21 protein-coding genes are annotated in these 20,908 nt (G+C 52.0%); 16 read left to right on the top strand and 5 right to left on the bottom strand.

Annotated elements, in window-relative coordinates:
• The first annotated feature begins 141 nt into the window (after window positions 1-141).
• The 3 genes from NST07_RS28585 to NST07_RS28575 are packed head-to-tail and all read left to right on the top strand — an operon-like array spanning window position 142 to window position 3,714.
• Window positions 142-1,095 (top strand): ABC transporter permease subunit, encoded by a 954-nt coding sequence (locus tag NST07_RS28585; RefSeq protein ID WP_341096051.1) that lies wholly within the window; start codon window positions 142-144, stop codon window positions 1,093-1,095.
• 14 nt (window positions 1,096-1,109) lie between these two features.
• Entirely contained in the window at window positions 1,110-2,009 is a 900-nt protein-coding gene (locus tag NST07_RS28580) for a carbohydrate ABC transporter permease (protein ID WP_076112504.1), read from the top strand.
• A 58-nt stretch (window positions 2,010-2,067) separates the two neighbouring features.
• The gene (locus NST07_RS28575; RefSeq protein ID WP_341379721.1) at window positions 2,068-3,714 is read left to right on the top strand and encodes an ABC transporter substrate-binding protein; all 1,647 of its coding nucleotides are present in this window, start codon (window positions 2,068-2,070) and stop codon (window positions 3,712-3,714) included.
• 126 nt (window positions 3,715-3,840) lie between these two features.
• On the opposite strand, the gene NST07_RS28570 is transcribed toward NST07_RS28575, so the two are convergent.
• Entirely contained in the window at window positions 3,841-4,740 is a 900-nt protein-coding gene (locus NST07_RS28570; protein ID WP_342480612.1) for a LysR family transcriptional regulator, read from the bottom strand.
• Between the two features lie 439 nt (window positions 4,741-5,179).
• On the opposite strand from NST07_RS28570, the gene NST07_RS28565 reads away from it, so the two are divergent.
• The 8 genes from NST07_RS28565 (at window position 5,180) to NST07_RS28530 (ending at window position 13,294) form a co-directional block, all read left to right on the top strand.
• Window positions 5,180-5,845 carry a succinate dehydrogenase cytochrome b558 subunit gene (locus tag NST07_RS28565; protein ID WP_341096046.1) on the top strand — a complete coding sequence of 222 codons (666 nt, stop codon included), beginning with the start codon at window positions 5,180-5,182 and terminating at the stop codon, window positions 5,843-5,845.
• A gap of 236 nt (window positions 5,846-6,081) precedes the next feature.
• A complete protein-coding gene (sdhA, locus tag NST07_RS28560; protein WP_038596075.1) occupies window positions 6,082-7,824 on the top strand; it encodes a succinate dehydrogenase flavoprotein subunit in 1,743 nt (580 codons plus the stop codon).
• A 181-nt stretch (window positions 7,825-8,005) separates the two neighbouring features.
• On the top strand, window positions 8,006-8,770 hold the full coding sequence (sdhB, locus tag NST07_RS28555; protein ID WP_038596073.1) for a succinate dehydrogenase iron-sulfur subunit: 765 nt from the start codon (window positions 8,006-8,008) through the stop codon (window positions 8,768-8,770).
• A gap of 364 nt (window positions 8,771-9,134) precedes the next feature.
• Window positions 9,135-9,929 carry a DUF3891 family protein gene (locus NST07_RS28550; protein ID WP_341096044.1) on the top strand — a complete coding sequence of 265 codons (795 nt, stop codon included), beginning with the start codon at window positions 9,135-9,137 and terminating at the stop codon, window positions 9,927-9,929.
• 98 nt (window positions 9,930-10,027) lie between these two features.
• Window positions 10,028-10,723 (top strand): ion channel, encoded by a 696-nt coding sequence (locus NST07_RS28545; protein WP_341096043.1) that lies wholly within the window; start codon window positions 10,028-10,030, stop codon window positions 10,721-10,723.
• Window positions 10,724-10,788: 65 nt separating this feature from the next.
• Entirely contained in the window at window positions 10,789-11,724 is a 936-nt protein-coding gene (locus NST07_RS28540) for a metallophosphoesterase (RefSeq protein WP_342480611.1), read from the top strand.
• Window positions 11,725-11,777: 53 nt separating this feature from the next.
• Complete coding sequence (locus NST07_RS28535) at window positions 11,778-12,320, top strand: GNAT family N-acetyltransferase (protein WP_341096039.1); 543 nt, start codon at window positions 11,778-11,780, stop codon at window positions 12,318-12,320.
• A gap of 227 nt (window positions 12,321-12,547) precedes the next feature.
• On the top strand, window positions 12,548-13,294 hold the full coding sequence (locus tag NST07_RS28530; protein ID WP_341097776.1) for an NADPH-dependent oxidoreductase: 747 nt from the start codon (window positions 12,548-12,550) through the stop codon (window positions 13,292-13,294).
• 91 nt (window positions 13,295-13,385) lie between these two features.
• Here NST07_RS28530 and NST07_RS28525 read toward each other — a convergent pair whose 3' ends face one another.
• The 3 genes from NST07_RS28525 to NST07_RS28515 form a co-directional block, all read right to left on the bottom strand.
• Window positions 13,386-14,198 (bottom strand): histidinol-phosphatase, encoded by an 813-nt coding sequence (locus NST07_RS28525; protein ID WP_341096037.1) that lies wholly within the window; start codon window positions 14,196-14,198, stop codon window positions 13,386-13,388.
• Window positions 14,199-14,298: 100 nt separating this feature from the next.
• Window positions 14,299-15,201, bottom strand: coding sequence for a LysR family transcriptional regulator (locus NST07_RS28520; RefSeq protein ID WP_340896738.1), 903 nt, complete (start codon window positions 15,199-15,201; stop codon window positions 14,299-14,301).
• A gap of 20 nt (window positions 15,202-15,221) precedes the next feature.
• The gene (locus tag NST07_RS28515) at window positions 15,222-15,365 is read right to left on the bottom strand and encodes a hypothetical protein (RefSeq protein ID WP_341379718.1); all 144 of its coding nucleotides are present in this window, start codon (window positions 15,363-15,365) and stop codon (window positions 15,222-15,224) included.
• Window positions 15,366-15,599: 234 nt separating this feature from the next.
• Between NST07_RS28515 and NST07_RS28510 the strand changes: the two genes are divergently transcribed.
• From NST07_RS28510 to NST07_RS28490, 5 genes are all read left to right on the top strand, one after another.
• Window positions 15,600-16,055, top strand: a complete 456-nt coding sequence (locus tag NST07_RS28510; protein WP_341096034.1) for a chemotaxis protein CheX — start codon at window positions 15,600-15,602, stop codon at window positions 16,053-16,055.
• 27 nt (window positions 16,056-16,082) lie between these two features.
• Window positions 16,083-16,859, top strand: a complete 777-nt coding sequence (locus NST07_RS28505; protein ID WP_341096032.1) for an SDR family oxidoreductase — start codon at window positions 16,083-16,085, stop codon at window positions 16,857-16,859.
• Between the two features lie 172 nt (window positions 16,860-17,031).
• The gene (locus tag NST07_RS28500) at window positions 17,032-18,519 is read left to right on the top strand and encodes a DEAD/DEAH box helicase (protein WP_341096030.1); all 1,488 of its coding nucleotides are present in this window, start codon (window positions 17,032-17,034) and stop codon (window positions 18,517-18,519) included.
• Window positions 18,516-19,262, top strand: coding sequence for an ABC transporter ATP-binding protein (locus NST07_RS28495; RefSeq protein WP_342480610.1), 747 nt, complete (start codon window positions 18,516-18,518; stop codon window positions 19,260-19,262). Before NST07_RS28500 ends, NST07_RS28495 begins: the two co-directional genes overlap by 4 nt.
• A 1-nt stretch (window position 19,263) precedes the next feature.
• On the top strand, window positions 19,264-20,481 hold the full coding sequence (locus tag NST07_RS28490; RefSeq protein ID WP_342480609.1) for an ABC transporter permease: 1,218 nt from the start codon (window positions 19,264-19,266) through the stop codon (window positions 20,479-20,481).
• A gap of 265 nt (window positions 20,482-20,746) precedes the next feature.
• Here the strand turns inward: NST07_RS28490 and NST07_RS28485 are convergent, their stop codons facing one another.
• The gene (locus NST07_RS28485; RefSeq protein ID WP_020429695.1) at window positions 20,747-20,857 is read right to left on the bottom strand and encodes a hypothetical protein; all 111 of its coding nucleotides are present in this window, start codon (window positions 20,855-20,857) and stop codon (window positions 20,747-20,749) included.
• Window positions 20,858-20,908: the final 51 nt, after the last annotated feature.

Below are 20,908 nucleotides of genomic sequence, written 5' to 3'. Positions count from 1 at the left end.
GCCGCTAAAACCGCGGCCCGATCAAATTTGATGGGGATCATCAATACTCATGATTTTCAAAACCGGGCAAAGGGGATAGCATTGAACTCGAGCTGGTGAACACAACCGGCAAGGAGATAATTTGGTGAAGGAGGTGAAAGTTTGAAAATTGCAAGCGCTTCAAAAACAAATGAAACCGCCTTATTAAGAAACAAACAGGGACTCGGCTTCTTACAGCGTGACTGGCAGCTCTATTTACTATTATTAATTCCATTATCTTTTGTAATCGTATTCAAATACCTGCCGATGACAGGACTTGTGCTCGCTTTTAAAGACTACAAAATTGCAAGAGGGGTTTGGGGCAGTGAATGGGTGGGTTTTGAAGTATTTCGGGATATTTTCTCCAAACCAGACTTCACCCGTGCTGTCCGCAATACGCTGATGCTCAATATTCTTGATCTCGTATTCAGCTTCACGATGCCGATCGTACTGGCTCTGCTGCTGAATGAAGTCAAAAGCGTAAGGTTCAAACGCGTAAACCAAACCATGCTGTACTTGCCGCACTTCCTGTCCTGGGTCATTATCGGGGCGATCGCTTACCAGCTGCTTAGTCAAGGAAACGGTGTCGTCAATAATTTGATTGAGCTTATGGGCGGTAATCGTGTTCCGTTCCTCCAGGAAGATACGCATTGGCTGATCAGCTACCTGGCAATCGGTGTGTGGTCGAGCATGGGGTGGGGGACCATCATTTATTTAGCTGCCATTAGCGGGATTAACCCTGAGATGTATGAAGCAGCTACCGTTGATGGAGCAGGACGCTGGAGAAAGGTATGGAATATCACAGTTCCTTCCATCCGTGCAACCATTGTAACCTTACTGATCATGAACCTGGGGAAGATAATGGAGGGCTCGTTCGAGCGTATATTCGTTCTGCAGAACAAGGCCACCACAGAGTACACAACGACCATACCGGTTCTGGTGTACCGTTGGGGGATCGAAAGCGGCAATTTCAGCCGGGCGACAGCGATAGGACTCTTCCAATCCGTCATCGGTATTCTTCTTGTAATAACGGCTGACCGCGTGGCTAAGAAGCTCGGCGAGGATGGAATATTATAGAAAGGAGAGAAACCATGAGAGCATTAACCGGCAACCCTGCCGCACCACGTAAAGGGCGTTTGGACATCTGGGAATTGCTGATCCGCCTCGTTCTGATCATTGCTTCGCTAGCGTGCTTGTTGCCGTTTCTTCATGTTGTGTCGAAATCCCTGAGCTCTGACTCCTTTGTTATTGCAAATAAGGTTTTTCTGTGGCCGCAGGGCTTCACCATAGAAGCGTACAAGAAAATCTTCGCGGATGCCAGTATACTCCGTTCACTGTACATCTCAGTTATAGTGACGGTGCTGTTCACCATTCTGGGGATGGTTCTGACCATCTGCGCCGCGTACCCGCTGTCCAGATCTCAGCTGAAGGGCCGTAGAGTAATCACCTTCATCTTTTTGTTCACGATGTACTTTAGTGGAGGTATCATCCCGGACTATATGAACATTAACAATCTGGGACTGATGGATACGATATGGTCACTGATTTTACCGTTGTCGTTCAGCGCCTTCAATCTGCTGATTATGAAGACTTCTCTAACGAGCGGTATTCCCGTAAGTCTGGAAGAATCTGCACGGATCGACGGTGCCGGACATTTTCGGATCCTGCTCAGCATCGTCATCCCGTTGTCCAAACCGATTATCGCGACACTCTCTCTCTTCTACGCGGTTGGACGCTGGAATGTTTATCAGGATGCATTGTTCTATATCAAGCATGAGATCTCACTCCGGCCTCTGCAGCTCAAGCTGTATTATCTGGTCATTCAGGCCAGTGAAAGTTTCCAATTGGAAGCAACTCAGGTATCTCTTAGTAATCCGGAAGTATTAAAGGCATCAGTCGTAGTATTTGCAACCCTGCCCATTCTTTGCGTCTATCCCTTTGTTCAGAAATACTTCGTCCAGGGCGTTATGCTCGGAGCAGTCAAAGAGTAATCTTGTGTTCCAGAATAGTAATTCTACAGTCCGAAAATTTAAATGTGGGGGAATTGCGATGAACAAAAAAAGAGTTGTTTCGTTAATGATGGCATCTGTCATGACGGCGGGGATGCTGGCCGGGTGCTCCGGGGGAAATAACAATAATGAGAGTGCTGAGCCTAGCAGTTCTGCTGAGACGGCAGCAGCCAATAAACAGAGTGAAGGAAGCTATCCTGATTATACGAAGGGTTTTGAGAAGAAGGTTAGTCTGGATATCCCGGTTTATGAGCGGGCGTTCGAGGGCTGGAATGTAACCGACAACTATTATACCCGCTGGGTTCAAGCGGAATTCGGCGACAAATACAATATCGAAGTCAATTACGTGCCGATTACCCGTACCAGCGAAGTGACCGATTATGAGCAGCTGCTGGCGTCACATAAGGCCCCTGATATTATCTTCCACTACGATATGCCACAGGCACTTACGTATTACGGCGAGGATGTTATGCAGCCGCTGGACTATGCTGAAATCGAGAATTATGCACCGACATATTGGAAAAGTATGGGCGAAACGATCCAGCAATATGGTGTTGTAGACGATAAGAATACCTTCTTCTTCGCCGCACGTCCCGAAGCTGACAATTTCACATCCGTCATCCGCAAAGACTGGGTGGAGAAGGTTGGCATGAAGGTGGAAGATTTGACTTCACTTGAGAAGTACAATGAGATGCTGGTGAAATGGAAAGAGGCCGGCCTGGGAGTGACTGGCGGCAGCTTGCTTCAAAACAGTTTCAATTACAACTACGCCTTCCGCGATTGGCCCGTCGATCCGAAATACCGCGCGCTTTATTCAGATTTGAGCGTTGCTGATTTAACCAGCGCCGACACTGAGCGTTTCTTGCGTAATATGAACTATCAGTACAATAATGGCCTTATCGATAAGGAATTCTATCTGCGTAACGATGATAATAAGATTAAATCCGAATTCGTTGCCGGAAAAACAGGAAACTACGGATTCTACCTCACGAACAATACAGACGTCTTTGCTGCTACCCTGGCGAACAACCCGGATGCCGAATTTGCTGTAGTGCCGCCTTTTGCAGGTGTTCCTGAGGGGCTCAAGCCTCAAGGACGTGCTTACTGGCCGTTTGGCTTCATCATGGGTATCAACTATGAAACCTCGCCTGAGGAGCGCGCTGCAGTCTGGATGTATCTGGAATGGCTCAGCCAGCCGGAAAATCTGTTCAAGTTCCAGAACGGTGTTGAAGGCGAAAACTATACGCTTGATGCAGAAGGTATCGCTGTAAAAAAAGCAGATTATAAGGGCGAATCGGTCCTGGCACAGAACAATAACAAGGACTACTGGGGCCTCGTGACTGAAATCGCGCAATATCCGGAAGCTGACAAGACCCTCAAAGCGAATCTCCGCAACTGGGCACCGGCCGGCTACGAGAATCTCGCTGATGATATGGTGAAATACTACAACGAGGTTGCGGAATTCCGCACACCGGATGCCATGTTCACCGTTGTGCTTGAGAAGGTAAATGAGTATAAAGCCGATCTGAACTCACTCTTTCAGGATCTGTATGTGAAGTGTGCGCTTGCCCCGGAAGCTGAATTCGATGCGACCTATGAAGCAGCCAAGAAGACTTACCTGGAAGCAGGGTATCAGGAAATTCTCGATGAGAAGCAAGCGGCGATCGACGCTGGCAAGTTCCGTTAATTCCAGCATCTGCGGGCCTGTCTCGACAAGCTGGTGCTCAATATAACAGAATAACTGCCCGTGTACACGCAATCACCCGGCAGGCCGATCCATAGCGATATGGGGGCTTGCCGGGTGATTTGCGTATTATTCGTGTACGGGCAGGAATACTTCCTCTGTCACCTGCACGAGGCAGCGTGCCGCAGTGCTCAGGCTGCCGCTTCCCTGATAGATCAGACAGGTAGTCCGCTGGGTCTGCTCCAGTTCCTTAATATGGAGAGAGACCAGCCCGCCTCCGTTCAGCAGCTCCGGACGAAGGTACGACTTCGGCAGCAGCGCTGCTGCCTTGATCGTCGGCAGCAGCCGGACGATGGCTTCGAAGGAGTCGATCTCCATGCGTACATCCGGCTCAACGGCGCAGCGCTGGAACAGCTCATCGGTCATGCGGCGGTACCAGGTGCCCTTGGAGAAGAGAATCATCGGCAGCCGCGCGAGATGGTCCATTGTCAGCTTCGCCGGCAGAGTCAGCGGATGATGACTGGAGACGACCAGCCGCAGCTGGTCCTCGAACAGCGGGATGCAGCGCAGCCCCGGCTCCTGTATGGAGGAGGCGATAATGCCGACATCGCATTTGCCTTCGCTGACCGAGGAGACGATTTCATGTGTTTTTCCGGTAATCAGCTTCAGCTCGGCTGCCGGGTATTTCTCCGTGTACGCGTTCACAAGCGGCGGCAGTGTGGTCTGCAGTGTCGTCAGACTGGCGCCAAGTGTCACGAACTGCGGCTCACCCTCCCTGAACTTGGACAATGCCTCCAGAAATTTGGACCGTTGCTGACGCTGCTCCAGCGCATAAGTATAGGTGAGACGGCCAACCTCGGTCAGCTCCAGCCGTTTGCCGAACCGGTTGAACAGGGCGACGCTGAGCCGTTCCTCCAGCTTGGAGATTTTGCGGGAGAGAGCGGGCTGGGACAGATTAAGCTGGCGTGAAGCCCGGTTAAGGCTGGAATGCTCCACAACTGCAGCGAAAATATCCAAATCGTCGAACATAACAGAGGTCTCCTTTCATCCAACTTGTAGTAATGCTGATAACTTTATATCAGTGTCCCTGTAGTGAAAGTGATAAAAGGCATAGCCGCGATGGATGTCTCTTCTTAAAAAAGGCTGAAGGACCGGCGAAATCTTTAGAATCACTGTTCTAAATGAGAATTATTATCATATAAAAAATATTCTTATGCAATTATTGTATAACGTTTAATAATTAGATTGCAATTCCCTTATAAGAGAAAAAAGAGTAACATGAAAAGTGACACAGGATATTCACATATTGTGAATAATAAAGCAAAGTCCGGGAAAGCAATGGATAGTGGTGAAAATAGAGATTCAGGTGATGGTTTTAAACCTTAGTTCCCCTGTTTCAACTGTACTCCCGGCGGTGTATGCTCATTAATGAAAACGCTGTTTTTTATTCGGAAAGGGGACACTTTGCATGAGAGGATTTTATTCCAGAAAGATTCATTCCTTGCTCGGCATTATCCCGCTTGGGGGCTTTTTCCTTGAGCACATGCTGACGAATTTCGCGGCAGTGGAGGGTGGCGCTTCCGGTTTCACAGACAGTGTGCTATGGCTCAACAGCCTGCCGCTAGTCTTCTTCCTGGAATTGTTCGGCATATGGCTGCCGCTGCTGTACCACGGGGTTTATGGGCTATACATCGCCTATCAATCCAAGCCAAACTTGAACCGGTACAATCTGGAAAGAAACTGGCGGTATACGCTGCAGCGTGTAAGTGGAGTCATCACTTTCGTGTTCATCGTCTGGCATGTGTTCGAAACCCGGTTCCAGGTGGCGCTCGGGAATGTGGAGCATGAGGAACTTGGCAGTGTAATGCATAATATCGTTACCCAGCCGCTTCTTCTAGCCGTGTATGTAATTGGGATTCTGGCGGCCTGCTTCCACTTTTCCAATGGCCTATGGTCATTCCTGATCAGCTGGGGGATTACCGTGGGGCCGCGTTCACAAAGAGTGTCCTCTATTCTTTGTCTCGGACTTTTCGTCCTTGTCAGTTTCATGTTCCTGCTGTCGCTGGTCACTTTCCGTGACAGTGAATTCCAAGCTACAGCCTCTGCGCTGCAATCCCTGCGGACTTTTATTTAAGAATAGTTGGCATATACTCCAGTGTGGAGCGAACTGCCATTTATGCAAATATCCACAAGGCTGATTTACAGCTGACATCATTACATGTTTGACAGCCTATGCTTCCGAGGCCGGTTTGAACGAAGCTTTTCAGGAAGTGTATGCTCACAAAACTAAAGCATATGCTTCCGAAGCCAGTTTTGTACGAGGCGGATACTCAGAAGTCTATGCTCACAAAACTTTAGGAGTGAACAATCATGGCATCAGCCGATATCATTATCGTGGGCGGCGGGCTGGCCGGCCTGATGGCTACCATCAAGGCGGCGGAATCCGGCGCACATGTGCATTTGTTCTCACTGGTTCCAGTCAAAAGATCGCACTCGGTCTGTGCGCAGGGCGGCATCAACGGCGCTGTAAATACGAAGGGCGAGGGGGATTCGCCCTGGGAGCATTTTGATGACACCGTCTACGGCGGTGACTTCCTGGCGAACCAGCCGCCGGTTAAGGCGATGTGTGAAGCCGCACCGGGCATCATCCATCTGATGGACCGGATGGGCGTAATGTTCAACCGTACCCCGGAGGGGCTGCTCGATTTCCGCCGGTTTGGCGGAACGAAACGGCACCGTACCGCTTTTGCCGGGGCTACAACCGGCCAGCAATTGCTGTATGCGCTGGATGAACAGGTTCGCCGCTGGGAAGCGGAAGGCCTGGTGACCAAGAGCGAGAACTGGGAATTCCTTTCCGTCGTCCTTGATGATGAGCGCGTCTGCCGCGGCATCAGCGCCCAGAACCTGAAGACGATGGAGATCCAGACCTTCCCTGCGGACGCGGTCATTCTGGCCAGCGGCGGTCCGGGAATCATTTTCGGCAAAACGACCAACTCCGTGATCAACACAGGGACGGCAGCCAGTGCTGTATATCAACAGGGTGTGCATTATGCCAACGGAGAATTCATCCAGATTCACCCGACCGCAATCCCCGGCGACGACAAGCTGCGGCTGATGTCGGAATCGGCACGCGGCGAAGGCGGACGTATCTGGACCTATAAGGACGGTAAGCCGTGGTACTTCCTGGAAGAGAAATACCCGTCTTACGGAAATCTGGTGCCGCGTGATATCGCAACCCGGGAAATCTTTAATGTCTGTGTGGACCAGGGGCTCGGGATCAACGGCGAGAACATGGTGTATCTGGATCTCTCCCACAAGGATCCTAAGGAGCTTGACGTCAAGCTGGGCGGCATTATTGAGATTTATGAGAAATTCATGGGCGATGATCCCCGTAAAATACCGATGAAAATCTTCCCAGCCGTGCATTACTCCATGGGCGGCATGTGGGTCGATTACAATCAGATGACCAACATTCCCGGCCTGTTCGCGGCAGGGGAATGCGAATACCAATACCACGGTGCGAACCGGCTCGGCGCGAACTCGCTGGTCTCGGCGATTTATGGCGGCATGGTCTCGGGGCCGAAGGCCGTTGAATATATTAAAGGCCTGAAGAAATCGGTGCAGGACATTTCTTCCACCGTGTTCGACAGCTTCCACAAGAAGCAGACGGACAAATACGAGTCCCTGCTGGCGATGTCCGGCACGGAGAACGCCTATGTGATTCATAAGGAACTGGGCGAATGGATGACCGCAAATATGACCGTTGTGCGTGACAACGTCAAGCTGGAAGCGACCATCGGCAAAATTAAAGAGCTCAAGGAGCGTTACCGCAACATCAACATGAATGATACTTCGCGCTGGAACAACCAGGGTGTGGCCTTCACCCGCCAGCTCTGGAACATGCTGGAGCTGTCCGAGGCGATGACACTCGGGGCGCTGCTGCGGAACGAAAGCCGCGGCGCGCACTACAAGCCGGAATTCCCGACACGCAACGACGAGGAGTTCCTGAAGACGACTAAAGCGACATGGAGCGCGGATGGCCCGCAGATCTCTTATGAAGCAGTAGATGTCTCACTGATTCCTCCGCGGGTACGGGATTATTCGAAGGACTAACCGGTTAAAGGTGCCGCTTGAATGAGCCCTGAACCTATGAGGAATATGGGAATTGGATTCAGGCTGGCTGAAGCCTACGGGAATAAGCAATTCTAGCCGGAGAAGTAATAAGAAATATAGCAGTTATGCACGAAGAAATACGTTGAAGTAATGCTCACCAAACTTTTAGGAGGTAACTGATATGGCGGAAACTGCTGCAGCTCCCAAAAACGTAAAGTTTATAATTACCCGCCAGGACGAGCCGGAGAGCTCACCGTATGTCGAGGAATTTGAGCTGGCCTACCGTCCGGGGATGAACGTGATCAGCGCTTTGATGGAAATCCAGCGTAATCCGGTTAACGCCAAGGGTGACGGTACGGTTCCGGTATGCTGGGATTCCAACTGTCTGGAGGAAGTGTGCGGTGCATGCTCCATGGTGATAAACGGCAAACCGCGCCAGGCCTGTGCGGCGCTGATCGACAATCTGGAGCAGCCGGTGCGCATCGAGCCGATGAAGACGTTCCCTGTGGTACGTGATCTGGTGATCGACCGCAGCCGGATGTTTAATGCGCTCAAACGCGTCAAGGCATGGATTCCGATTGACGGAACCTATGACTTGGGTCCGGGGCCGCGGATGGCGGAGAAGAAACGCCAGTGGGCCTACGAATTGTCTAAATGCATGACCTGCGGCGTCTGCCTGGAGGCTTGCCCCAATGTCAATGAGAAGACCAATTTCATCGGGCCGGCGGCCATTTCCCAGGTGCGCCTGTTCAACGCCCATCCTACGGGTGAGATGAACGCCGATGACCGTCTGGATGCGTTGATGGAAGACGGCGGCATCGACGGCTGCGGCAACTCGCAGAACTGTGTGAGGGCCTGCCCGAAAGGCATCCCGCTTACAACCTCCATCGCGGAGATCAACAAACAGACAACCAAGCATATGTTCAAGCGTTGGCTGGGAGTGTAAATTGTAAATTTACTCTTTTCCCCCTCCATTTTTGATTTACTGCTATCTATCTTTCCTGAGCCACTTTCGCGGTGCTATTTTGCCGCAGGGAGTGGCTTTTTCGCATTCAGTGGCTGCATATCCTGATGAAGCTCCAGAAGGAATCGGGAGGACGGGTGAGTGTTATTACTTCTGCATTCAGGGGCATAAGCACTTAAGGGTTGCCTGTTTCTTTTGGCGGTATAAATGGGTACATTTTTAGACAGTCCCTTCTTAACGAGCAGAAGGTGTATGAATAGCCAAACTCAAACAAATATAGATGGATATGTTATAATCTCCTTAGTTGAGCCAACACCAGGCAGTGGAGAATCGGGGAGGAATTACGTTGATTTGTAGGGAACAGGACGGAGTATTTGTAATGGTTAAGCAGCATGAGCACGGGCGGCTGGCCGGAGAATTTGCGCAATGGTTCAAGGAAGAACATGTACCCGAGGGAAACCGGCGTGCAGAGGTGCTGCGTGCGGTCAGCAACCATGACAGGGGCTGGATTGATCTCGATGAAACGCCTTTCTGGAATGATGCGGCAGGAGCACCTTACAGCTTCATAGATTTTCCCGTAGTGCCGAAGCTTACGTTCTACAAACGTGGACTTAATGAGATTGAAGCGGACACACCGTACGGTGCGCTGCTGTGCAGTCTGCATTTTGAACGGCTGATTGAGGTATCCGGGGAGGAATGTCCGGAGCTGAGCGCCTATCTTAAAGATGAGGAGGAGCGCAGGGCCCGCATCCACCGCGATCTCGAGAAAAACCAGCCGATCGGAGAAGGTGAGCTGTATTATGATGCCAGGCTGCTGCAGTTTTCTGACGATCTCTCATTGTATCTGGCTCTGAATGAGCCGGGAAGCCCCAAATCGGAAGAACATCCGTGGTGGAAGGACGGCTTCTCCGGAAGTGAGGATTTCAGCTTTACGTCAGGACGTCTGATTTCGGCGGAATGGCAGGATGCATCCACACTAATGCTCGACCCTTTCCCGTTTACAAGGGATGTCGAGGTGGCAATGGTACTGCGTAAGGTCAGCAAGAAAGAAATCGCCAGCAAGGGAATTGCTGCTGCATACAGCTCTGCACCGGAAGAAGAATGCCGGATTACCGTCACCAGCAGGCCTAGGGCGGATTAATCAAACGGCACGGAAAGCGGACCACTCAGGAATGAATCAGCGGCTGCTTATCTTACCGCTACCAATTGCCCGTACCTTAGAACAGGAGTGTAATGGCTATGGCTTGGTGGGTATGGACCCTCAATATAGCAGTGATTATACTGCTGTCGTTTTGGTTTTTCCGGATGAAGCTGAGCTGGATGGGAAAAGGGGTTCTATTGGCCCCCGTTCTAATCTATGCGCTAATTTCGGTTGAGGATTTGCTGAACTGGATTGACCTGGGCTCCATCGTACCGGGCAACCGGGGATTAAGGGGACTGATTTTACTCTTTGCCCTGGCCTCGGTGCTTTTCTACATTCTGTTCATTTTTCATGAAATCAAGGAATCGAACAGCAAGGAAGTCAGGCTGCAGCAGACACTGGTCCGTATCAGTATTGCTGCTTTTACCTGCATTATTTTTTTTACAGTCGTATATACATCCATATATAAGCTATTTGGACAGTCCTCTTTTCAGGGCAAAGGAATAGGGGATGATCTGCTCAGCCAGCTGATTACCTTTCTATATTTCAGCGTGGCCACCTTTACGACTGTCGGCTATGGAGATGTGGCTCCGGTAGACAATACTTCGCGGCTCGTGGTCATCATGCAGATCAGCTTCAGCTTCATTACTGTAGCCTATGCCCTGTCCATGCTGGGCTTGTTCCGCAAGATTCTCGGCCCCGGTACGGAAGCAGAGGTTGAGGCGTCCATCGAGGTGAATATTGATGATGAAGTGGACAAAGCGGTAGAAGATGTAAAAGATGAGATCAAGTGAAATTAACAGTTAGCGGAGCGGATTGTATTGTATTTCAAGCTCCTGCAAGGAAGGAGGGTCTCCCTATGAATAAAAAAGCGTCCGGGGGTTCTCCCAATGATGGTCCACCTCTTGTTGCCGGCGGCGGTTACAACACTCCACTACCACCCGGGAAGGGCAGCGGCCGCAAAATTACCCGCCGCCAGTTCCTGACCCGCGGAGCGGCTACTATGTTTGGTGCCGCGCTGCTCGGCGGCGGATATGTGTGGCAGGGAGAACCCAACTGGCTTGATATCACGAGGCTGGAAATTCCGCTGAAGAATCTCCCTTCCGCGTTTGCCGGTACCCGGCTGGTTCATTTCAGTGATGTGCATCTGGGCTTCAACAAGGATGCTCATGATTTGGCCCGGCTGATTAAGCACATTGAGGCCGCAGAGCCGGATATCATTTGCTTTACCGGGGATATTGTAGACAGCTATGCAGAGGACCTGAAAGAATCCGTAGCGCTGCTCGCGGAACTTCATGCCCCGCTGGGGAAATATGCGATATTCGGCAACCATGATTATAAGAACACGGAATTGCTTGCGCAGCTGCTGCAGTCTGCCGGGTTCACATTGCTGAGGAATCAGTCATATCTTATCAAGCAAGGCGGTGCAGTGATGGCGGTTGCTGGCCTGGAAGACATGCTGCACAGCCGTCCCGATCCGGAAGCTGCACTCAAAGGCATCCCAAAGGGGACATGTACGGTGCTGATGATGCATGAGCCGGATTATGCTGACACGGCGGAAAATTATCCCTTCGATCTTCAGTTGTCGGGGCACAGCCATGGAGGGCAGATCCGTCTTCCTTTTGTTGGCGCAGCCTACACCCCATACGGGGCAGTTAAATACATAAGCGGACTGTATCATACAGAGAATAAAGCCATGCCGGTCTATGTTAACAGAGGCTTCGGCGAGACTTATATGCCGTTTCGCCTGTTATGCCGGCCGGAGCTTACTGTGATTAGTCTGCGCCGGGCGTAAGTAGCAATATATTTGAAATTCCCAAATTAAGCTGCAAGGGAAGAGGAGTGCGAATGATCACTTACGAGTCTGCAGGATTCATGGCTCAGCAAGGAGCCGCAGTGGAACTCCGGACGATGTTGCCTGCCGAAGGTGACAGGCTTAAGATGCTGCTCTCTCACCCGGATGTGCAGCGCCACATTTTGCATCGCAGTACAGCGGGTTCACAGCCAGCCCATCTGGATCAACTGGTGAACCGTATGCTGTATCCCTACGATCCTTGCGCGCTGCATGTCGGGATCTATTGCAAAGATGCGCCGGAGCTGATCGGCACCGCCTCACTTCAGAGCTGGAACCGTCATGAAGGCAAAGCCGTACTAGGCTACATGCTCGATCCCGTATGGTGGGGGCAGGGCCTTGCTACAGAGGCCATTGGATTGTTGCTGGGCTACGGCATGCGGGAGCTTCGCTTGACCCATGTGGAGGGACGCTGCCGCGGTGATAACCTCAGGTCCGAACGGGTTATGCTCAAAAACGGTCTGACGCTGGAACGGATCATGCCAATGGCCGATGGCTCGGGCGATGTAATGAAAGTATTCACATTGTTACACAATTGAAATAATGCCGTTATCAAACTCTAACAGTGTCCGGTTAAACTAAGTACATGACCCCCTTTTGAAAATATAACTGCTGTTGGGACCCGATGATTCGGGTCCATTTTTTTTGTTCTGGTGCCAATCCATTGGGGAACCGGAAGCGGGGAGGGACTGGAAGCTCCCGCAGCTGTTAGTATATGATGGTTGTACAATTATAGAGATTTTAGGAGGATGTAATCTTGAATGAAGTGCTGAAGACATTAAACAATCACCGGTCTTTCCGGAAATACGCGCTGCAGCCTGTTGAGCCGGATAAGCTGCAGATGATTATTGAGGCCGCTCAATCGGCCCCATCCTGGGTGAACGGGCAGCAGGTCAGCATTATTGCTGTGCAGAATGAGCAGCGCAAGGCACAGCTTTCGGTCTTAAGCGGGAATCAGAAGCATGTGGCCGACGCCCCGGTATTTTTGATCTTCTGCATGGATTTTTACCGGGCCAAGCTGGCCGCCGAGCTGGAAGGGCAGCCCTTTGAGGCTGTGCACGATGTGGATGCGCTGCTGGTCGGTGCGGTGGATGTGGGAATCGCTTTGGAGAGTGCGGTTGCCGCTGCGGAATCCATGGGGCTGGGCATCATTCCTATCGGTGGAATCCGCCGCAATACTGGAGGCGTAATTGAATTGCTGGACTTGCCGGAGTATGTATTCCCGGTGGTCGGCTTATGCGTAGGATATCCTGCCGAGGAGCTGCCAAAGAAGCCGCGTCTTCCGCTGGGGGCGGTTTTTCACGAGGAGCGTTATAACCTTGATCAGAAGGGATTTATACAGGAGTACAATCAGGCGTACCGCGGGTATCTAAAAGCTCTCGAAATGACGGAGAGGGATTGGAGCGCTACGATCGCCCATTTCTACGCTCTTAATCCTCAGTATGGAGATGCGCAGCATACGCTGAAGAAGCAGGGGTTTACCTGTGATAATCTGCAGAAACCGGGAGAATAACAAAATGCACCGCAGCGTTAACGTAATGGATGTCATGCTGTCCATCGACCGTTGAGCACTGCGGTGCATTTTTTTGTAAAGTCACAGGGTGTCACTGCAGCGGAACTGTAATCTTCCCGCGCCGTTTGTAGTATACCCAGTGAGTGAACCCGATTTCTTTAAGGCGTGCAACCACAGCCTCCCGCTGGTCAGCAACCCGGGACGGCAGATGTGCATCAGAGCCAAAGGTGACTTCCACTCCGTAATGCAGTGCACGTGCCAGAATATCATCCGAGGGATACCAGCCGCCGCACAGCTTGGTGCATCCGGAGGTGTTGATCTCGATGGCGACGCCGCATTCGCCGATTACGCGCAGGCATTCGTCGGTTTCTGCAGGCGTAGAGATTTCCGCAAATTGCGGATAGTTTCCTTTCATGGCATCAATATGGCCAAGGATCTGAAACATGCCGGTACGCGCGGATTCGGAGATCAGCCGGTAGTATTCGGCTTTTGCCGCGGCTTTCTCCCGGCGGTCAAGTCCTTTCCAGCGCCCCTTATTAAAGATGCTTACACCCTTGACACTATGTACCGAGCCAATGATGTAATCAAAGGGATAAGCGGAAAGGGTTTGGCGGTAGAGTTCGGCATGTTCCGGGAAATAATCGGATTCAATACCGAGCAGCACATCAATTTTGCCTTCGTATTCTTTCTGCAGGGAGAGCACTTCTTCTACGTAATGGACAAGCTCCGATTTGGCCATGGCGATTTTGGGAAAGGCCTGCTCGGACGGACTGCCGAAATAAGGAGTGTGATCAGATATGCCGATGACGCCCAGACCGGCGTTGATGCCGGCTTCAATATAGTCCCTGATGCTTCCGTCGGCATGGCCACAGCGGAAATGGTGGGTGTGTAGGTCAAATTTCATGGATATATTTCTCCTTTAGGCCAAATTTTACGAAAACAGTTCATGAAGTATCGGACTTTGGGAACAGCTCCGACAGATGGATTCAAAGCTCTGCGAGGCTCTACTCCGAGCCGATAAATTGGGTTTCCGGCATGCCCTTTAGATCGCTTAAGAATTGCCTCATGGCCGAATTGACATATTTGCCGGACTTGGTAATGACACCTACGGGATGCGTGACCTCTAGTTCGATAATCGGCACGATTTTGAGTGTGCCGCTGCGGACCTCTGCTGTAACTGACTGTTTGGAGATAATGGCTGCGCCGAGATCAAGCTCGACCATCCGCTTAACCTCCTCGCTGCTGGTCAGCTCCATGATGACCTGCGGCTGGATGCCGTGTTTTGCGAACACCTCATCGGCGAATTTGCGGCCGACCGTGTCGGGAGACAGGAGGATGAGCGGTGTTTTACCCAGGGCTTCAATCCCGGCCGATTTGACCTGGGCCAAAGGATGCCTTGGGGAAACAACCAGTTCAAAAGTATCATAATACAGCACAGAAGTGGTCATGGCAGGACTCCGTCCAATCAGATAACCGATGCCGACATCGACCAGGCCGTTTTCGACATGCTGATAGATTTGTGATGAAGACATCGAGGAAATCGAAGTTTTGATATGCGGAAACTGGTCTTGAAAATAGGACAGGATACGCGGCAGGATTTGAATGGCAATGGAGGTGGTCGTTCCGAGAATAATATGCCCTTGGGGATTCTCATCAAGATCCGCAAGGCGCTGCTTAAGCTCTTCGACAATACTCACGATCTGCTCTGCATGCGTAAGGAACACTTTGCCTCTGTCCGTCAAGGTAACGGGCTGGTTACGGTCAACGAGCTGAGTCTTGAACTCTTCTTCCAGACTTTTGATTTGTGCCGAAACTGCAGGCTGGGTCAGGTTAAGCAACTCACCTGCCTTGCGGAAGCTCATCGTTTTGGAGATCGTAATCAGCGTTTCGAGCTGGCTGATGTTCATGGACTTGCCCCCCTTTTTGACTACCGGATAATGCTGCCGCTTCGCCCTGTAATGGGAACAACGGACGATTTTCCCGGGACGGCATAGCTGATTGGTGCCTGATCAATAAGACTTTTATAGGTGCTCGGGTCTCCGCAATAATGCAGGAATTCACTTCGGTCCATAGCCGGATTGAATGTGGATATGCAGTTATATCTTACGCCGGTTGTTGGCATTTGATTAAATTATAGGAGATTCCTTCCGGCAGAGCAATGTTGCCAGGCAAACTATCTTGTGATTTCCTTAGACACCCCCATTAATTTTTGGTGAATAATGCCGATATATGAAGTATAATTATAAATTATTGAATAGGACTTTCGGTATATGACTAAAGACTGGTAGAGGGGGGACACATCTTAATGAAAGCAGAAGTAATTAATCCGTTTTTAGAGTCTGCACGCATTGTAATTGAGCAGGTTATACAAGTCTCGCCATCCACCGGTAATCTGGGCATTAAGGATATTGAACTTATCGATAATCATATATGGATTCAAGTGGGTATGACGGGTCAATTAAGCGGAAATATTATCTTTGGGATTGCAGAGCAGGTTGCACTGAAAATGGTATCGGCCATGATGGGCGGTTACGTGATTACAGAGATGGACGAGATGGGGCAGAGCGCGATTTCGGAACTGGGCAACATGATCAGCGGAAATGCCAGTACGATTCTTTCCAACCAAGGTGTAACTGTGGATATTACTCCGCCCAAGCTAATGAAGAGTGAGGGCATGTCTGTACTGCCGCGCAGAGCACTGAGCATCCCGCTCTTGATGGAAGGCATCGGGGAACTTGATATCCAAGTGATGATCTCTTAGGCGGACAATTGGGAGCTGAAGATTTTCATGCAACTTAAAGACAAGATTGTTGTTATAACAGGGGCTTCAAGCGGGATCGGGGCGCTGACAGCGCAAATGCTCAGCAAGCGTGGGGCTGTCCCTATTCTTCTGGCCCGTTCGGAAGATAAACTGAAAGAAACGGCGGCCGGTATTCCGGGCGTTTTTGGACTGTACACCTGCGATGTCAGAGATGAGGCGGAAGTGAAGCGGACCTTTGGCGAAATTCTGGCGGTGTACGGCAGGATCGATATCCTGCTCAACAACGCCGGATACGGCAAATTCGCCGGTTTTACCGAGATGGAACCCCAGGAATTCGATGATATGATGGATGTAAACTATATGGGCATTGTACGTTGTACGAAGGCTGTAGTTCCGCATATGCTGCAGCGGGGAAGCGGGCAGATTGTTAATGTGGCTTCCATGGCCGGCAAGATTGGTACAGCCCGTGCCGTTGCTTACACAGCAACCAAACATGCGGTTCTCGGTTTCACGAATGCGCTTCGCCAGGAACTCCGGAAGAGCGGGATTATCGTTTCGGCGGTGAACCCGGGGCCGATTGCCACCGACTTTTTCAAAACGGCTGATCCATCAGGCAAATACGAGAAAAGTGTAGCCCGGATGATGATGACACCACAACATGTGTCCTCCAAGATCGTCAAGCTGATGGAGAAAGGCAAAGAGGAAGTAGACCTGCCCGGTCTGGCGGGCTTCGGCATCCGGCTGTATGCTTTGTTTCCACGGCTGGCGGATAAGCTGACCTATAACGTTATGAACAGAAAATAAAGGTTTCATCAGCGGGTGTCTGTCGTCATTCTGCAGGGCGGCAGTCATTTTTGCAGGTCTAGCCTGCGCTAATTACAGCTTATCCTTGCATAGACGGCCTTCCATTTGGTGGAGAGGCCTTTTTGGCATATAATGAAGATATTAACTTAAGCGAAAAGGATGAATTACAATTATGAATAAAGCTTCTTTTGCGGCCATCGGCATCCAGGAGGACCTTGTTGCCAGATTGTCGGAATTCGGCATTACTGATCCATCTCCGGTACAGGAGCAGACGATCCCGCTTCTGCTGGAGGGGAGGGATGTGCTGGCTGCTTCCCAGACAGGTACCGGCAAAACCTTGGCGTACCTGCTGCCGCTGATTCAAGGGATTAACCCGGAGCACCGGGTAGTCCAAAAGCTGGTGCTGGCACCAACCCAGGAGCTGGCGATGCAAATCCTCCGTGAGGCCGAGCGTTATGGGTCCCACCGGGGGATCAAGGCGATGGGCCTGATCGGCGGAGCGGCGATCAAACGCCAGATTGACAAGCTGCGCGAGCATCCCCAACTCGTAGTGGGCACTCCTGGACGCGTACGGGAGCTGATCGGCCTCCGCAAGCTGAAAATGCATGAGGTCAGCACGATCATCATCGATGAGGCGGACCAGATGTTCCAGCTCAGCGGAGCCGGTGAAGTGGCGAAGATCGTCAGCAGCGCGCTGCGCACGCGCCAATTGGTCATGCTGTCTGCGACCATCGGACCGGAGACCCAGGCGCTAGCTGCACGGGAGATGAAGAACCCGGCTGAGGTCGGCATTGATCCCGGAGTGATGACGGCACAGAGCCTTGAGCATCACTATGTGGTGGCTGAGGAACGGAACAAGATTGATATGCTGCGCCGGGTCATCCGCCATTACAACCCGCAGCGGGCGATAGTGTTCGTGAATGCTACCGAGGACATTGCCGAGGTGGAAGCAAAGCTGAACCATCTTGGGCTTACGGCGGCGGCGATCTATGGGGATGCGGATAAGGTGACACGCAGCAATGTGCTTACCCGGTTCCGTGACGGCAAGTTCCGCGTGCTGGTGGCGAGCGATGTGGCGGCCCGTGGCCTGGATATCGAGAATCTGACGCTGGTAGTGAGCTTTGATCCGGCGTTTGACTCGGAGCATTATGTGCACCGGGCAGGGCGTACGGGACGTATGGGACGCCGCGGACTGTCGGTCTCCATTGTAACGGAGCAGCAGACGTTCATTATGCGCAAATTCGCCCGAGAGCTGAATATCACGCTTGAGGAGAAGGAAATGGTCGCCGGCAAGGTTATGGCGGCTGATGAAGCCCGCAGCCCGCTGGGCGGCGGCGAACGCGGGCGCGGGGAAAGTGCCACCCCGCGCAAGGAAGGCGCCGCACCGCGCAGCGGCAAGCCGCCTGTACGGACATCGGCTGTGCAGGCCGATGCGGCCATCAAACCGGCCTTGCCGCGGCAGGGCCAGGCGGGAACTGCCGCAGGCGGAGAAATGCGGCGCGAAGGGCACCACGGTACGGGCCCGGCTGCAGGCGGGCGCGGCGGTTCAGCTCCTGCGGGTAAACCGCGCAGCAGCAGTGCGGAACGTGAGAAGAACCGCAAGAACAAGGGAGCCCCGAAATGGCTCAAGAACAAAACCCCGAGAGGTGACGGTCAATGAATACAGCCCCCGTACTCGAGATTACGGGCTTAAGTGGTGGGTATAGCCTGAACAAGCCGGTGCTTCATGATATCGGCCTTCAGGTGCAGCCCGGTGAAATGGTTGGACTGATCGGTTTGAACGGAGCCGGAAAAAGTACGACAATGAAACATATCCTCGGCCTGATGTCGCCCCATAAAGGTGAAATTACCGTGAAGGGCAAAACCCGCAGTGCTGACCCGGAGGGGTATCACAGCGCATTGTCATTTGTGCCGGAATCTCCTCTGCTTTACGAGGAAATGACGGTCCGCGAGCATGTTGAATTCACTGCCAGAGCCTACAGCGTGGAGCGCAGCGACTATGAATCCCGCAGCGGGCAGCTGGCCGCACTCTTTAATATGGAGGACAAGATGGATACATTGTCCTCCCATTTATCCAAAGGCATGAAGCAGAAAGTGATGATTATGTGCGCTTTCGTGGCACGTCCGGCACTGTATGTCATTGATGAGCCCTTTCTTGGCCTGGATCCGCTGGGCATCCGCTCTCTGCTCGACTTCATGCTGGATTTGAAAAAAAAGGGGGCGTCGATCCTGCTGAGCTCCCATATCCTTTCCACAATCGAGAACTACTGCGACCGCTTTATCGTGCTGCACCGCGGCAAGGTTATTGCCGAAGGCACGCTTGCAGAGATGACCGCAGCTGCAGGGCTGCAGGGCTTGAACTTGGAGCAGCTGTTCTACGAATTGGTTCAGGGAGGGAAATGATATGGATTTAAAGGAGCTGCGCCGGCAGCGGCGCAGCCGGTTTATGGGAAGCATGCTGCCTTATGTGGGGTATGTCATTAAGAGCGGTGTAGCGATGCTCTTGCTTCTGCTGCTGATTGTCTTCTCGGCCTGGTATACTTCGCTGCTTCGGGATACTCCGTCAGGGATTCCGATCCGCTGGGTTATGCTGGTCCTGCTGCTGCCTGCGGCAGTGCACAGCAGCTTCCGGACGTATCTGCAGAGTCCGGATACTATATTTCTGCTTCCGCAGGGACACCGGATGAAGGAATATTTTGCCCGTAGCTGGGTAAGCGGTAATGTGTGGAAAATTGTGCGCCTGCTGTTTGTACTGATCACCGTCTGGCCCTTGTACATACGTACGGATGAATCGCCTAGGAGTCTGTTTGCTACCGTCCTCATTCTGATTCTGGTGAAATTGCTGTCCAGCTACGGGCTATGGCGGGAAACCGCAATGATATCCCGCCCGGCCGCAGCGGCCTACAACCTGCTGCGCTGGGCAGTAGGCGGATTAATGATTGCGGCATGGCTGTGGCAGCCGTCTCTCCGGGCCCTGATCTTCATATTGATCCTGGCGGCGGCATATTTGGCTGCATGCTCTGTTCCCGGACGGCATTCCGTTCCCTGGGAGCGTCTGATTGCCATGGAGAAGAACCAGGGGTCGAGGGCCTTGATGATTCTCGGCTGGTTCGTGGATGTGCCGGGACGTGAGCAGCGGGTATACGCCCGGCGTTACCTGTCACGCTGGGGGAGCGGTATCGCATGGCGGAGTAACGCTGCTTACCGCTTCCTGCTGACCAAAAGCTTTGCCCGGGGCGATGTCTTCGCCATTGTGATGCGGATCGCTGTCCTGGCGTTGCTGCTGGTCTGGTGGAATCGCGGCAGCTATGTGGGAAGCGGCATTTACTTGTTCTTCCTGTTCATCATGGGCATTCAGCTGTCGGCTTTGCGCAAGCTGCATAGCGAGTCGTTCTGGCTGTCGGTGTATCCTCTGCCAGAGGGCAGCAAGGGTGAAAGCACGAACCAGTTCATCTTCCGCGCCCTTTTGCTGCTAGCCTTGCTGACCGGCCTGCCATTTCTGGCCACAGCGGCTGAACGTCCGCTGCCTGTTCTAGGCACCTTCCTTGCCGGAGTGTTATTGGCCTACGTGTTCAAGGAATACTTGAAGCGCAAAGAGGCCGCGGTGGACGAGGATTTCTAACTTTTGGTGAGACCCGAGTGGAATGCCGGCAGGCCTGTATTCTGCTCCAAGCACAAAGACGCCTTGATAAGAGCGGATGCTCCCGTCAAGGCGTCTTTGTTTATATGTTTCACGCTATAAATTATCCTTCTATTTCTCGCTGAAACGGATACCGTCCTTTTGAGGACGGCAAAGCCGTTTCCACTTGTGATTAGCAGAATAGGGAATGCTGCCACGCGGGAACGGGAGAGAGCCCGAGGCTCCCTCCCGGGAGAGTCATTCCCGGTTAGACAAAGAGTGAACGGCTGATGATAACCAGCAGGATAAAAAGAACTAAAATTGCACCTGTGCTGGTAAATCCAGGGTATCCGTATCCGCCTCTTACTTCTTCGCTCATGTTCATTCCCCTTTCGAATGTGTTTGCTGTACTTGAGTACATCGTATTGTA

The organism is Paenibacillus sp. FSL L8-0340 (assembly GCF_038593145.1).
In the GTDB taxonomy this organism is placed as follows: domain Bacteria; phylum Bacillota; class Bacilli; order Paenibacillales; family Paenibacillaceae; genus Paenibacillus_AQ.
The sequence above is the reverse complement of the archived record's forward strand: the minus strand, read 5'-3'. Positions and strand labels throughout refer to the sequence as shown.